The organism is Streptomyces sp. NPDC050535, from assembly GCF_044457665.1.
In the GTDB taxonomy this organism is placed as follows: Bacteria; Actinomycetota; Actinomycetes; order Streptomycetales; family Streptomycetaceae; genus Streptomyces.
Map to the genome: position 1 here is coordinate 1 of NZ_JBITHE010000066.1, position 1,589 is coordinate 1,589.

Annotated in this window: 1 protein-coding gene; it reads right to left on the reverse strand. The window is 64.1% G+C overall.

Features of this window, described 5'->3' with window-relative positions; genetic code table 11:
* A partial coding sequence (treS, locus tag ACIBLC_RS41955; protein WP_399216750.1) for a maltose alpha-D-glucosyltransferase occupies positions 1-1,589 on the reverse strand: 1,589 nt, incomplete at both ends.

Below are 1,589 nucleotides of genomic sequence, written 5' to 3' on the forward strand. Positions count from 1 at the left end.
AGCTCGACCGGGTGTCTGCCGTTGAAGGCGCTGAGGTCGAGTTCGGTGGGTTGGGCGAAGCGGGAGAAGTTGTGGACGCACAGGACGAGGTCGTCCTTGTACTCCCGCAGGAAGGCGATGACGGCGGGGTTGGTGGAGGGGAGTTCGGTGTAGGAGCCGAGGCCGAAGGCCATGTTCTGTTTGCGGATCTCGATCATGCGGCGGGTCCAGTGCAGCAGTGACGAGGGTGAGGACATGGAGGCTTCGACGTTGGTGACCTGGTAGCCGTAGACCGGGTCCATGATCGTGGGGAGGAAGAGGCGGCCGGGGTCGCAGGAGGAGAATCCGGCGTTGCGGTCGGGGGTCCACTGCATGGGGGTGCGGACGGCGTCGCGGTCGCCGAGCCAGATGTTGTCGCCCATGCCGATCTCGTCGCCGTAGTAGAGGATCGGGCTGCCGGGGAGGGAGAGCAGCAGGGCGGTGAAGAGTTCGATCTGGTTGCGGTCGTTGTCCAGGAGGGTGGCGAGGCGGCGGCGGATGCCGATGTTGGCGCGCATGCGGGGGTCTTTGGCGTATTCCGCGTACATGTAGTCGCGTTCCTCGTCGGTGACCATTTCGAGGGTGAGCTCGTCGTGGTTGCGCAGGAAGATGCCCCATTGGCAGCCGGAGGGGATGGCGGGGGTCTTCGCGAGGATTTCGGAGACGGGGTAGCGGGATTCGCGGCGTACGGCCATGAAGATGCGGGGCATGACGGGGAAGTGGAACGCCATGTGGCATTCGTCGCCGCCGGCGGTGTAGTCGCCGAAGTAGTCGACGACGTCTTCGGGCCATTGGTTGGCTTCGGCGAGGAGGACGGTGTCGGGGTAGTGGGTGTCGATGTCCTTGCGGACGCGTTTGAGGAATTCGTGGGTTGCGGGGAGGTTTTCGCAGTTGGTTCCCTCGACCTGGTAGAGGTAGGGGACGGCGTCGAGGCGGAAGCCGTCGATGCCCAGGTCGAGCCAGAAGCGCAGTGCGGAGATGATTTCTTCCTGCACGGCGGGGTTTTCGAAGTTGAGGTCGGGTTGGTGGGAGAAGAAGCGGTGCCAGTAGTACTGCTTGCGGACGGGGTCGAAGGTCCAGTTGGAGGCTTCGGTGTCGACGAAGATGATGCGGGCGTCCTGGTATTGCTTGTCGTCGTCGGCCCAGACGTAGTAGTCGCCGTAGGGGCCGTCGGGGTTGGTGCGTGATTCCTGGAACCAGGGGTGCTGGTCGCTGGTGTGGTTCATGACGAAGTCGATGACGACGCGCATGCCGCGTTGGTGGGCGGCGTCGACGAATTCGACGAAGTCGGCGAGGTCACCGAATTCGGGGAGGACGGCGGTGTAGTCGGAGACGTCGTAGCCGCCGTCGCGGAGGGGGGATTTGAAGAAGGGTGGCAGCCAGAGGCAGTCGACGCCCAGCCATTGGAGGTAGTCGAGTTTGGCGGTGAGGCCTTTGAGGTCGCCGACTCCGTCGCCGTTGCTGTCCTGGAAGGAGCGGACCAGGACCTCGTAGAAGACGGCGCGTTTGAACCACTCGGGATCGCGGTCCTTGGCCGGGGTGTCCTCGAACGTATCCGGGACAGGCTCGTT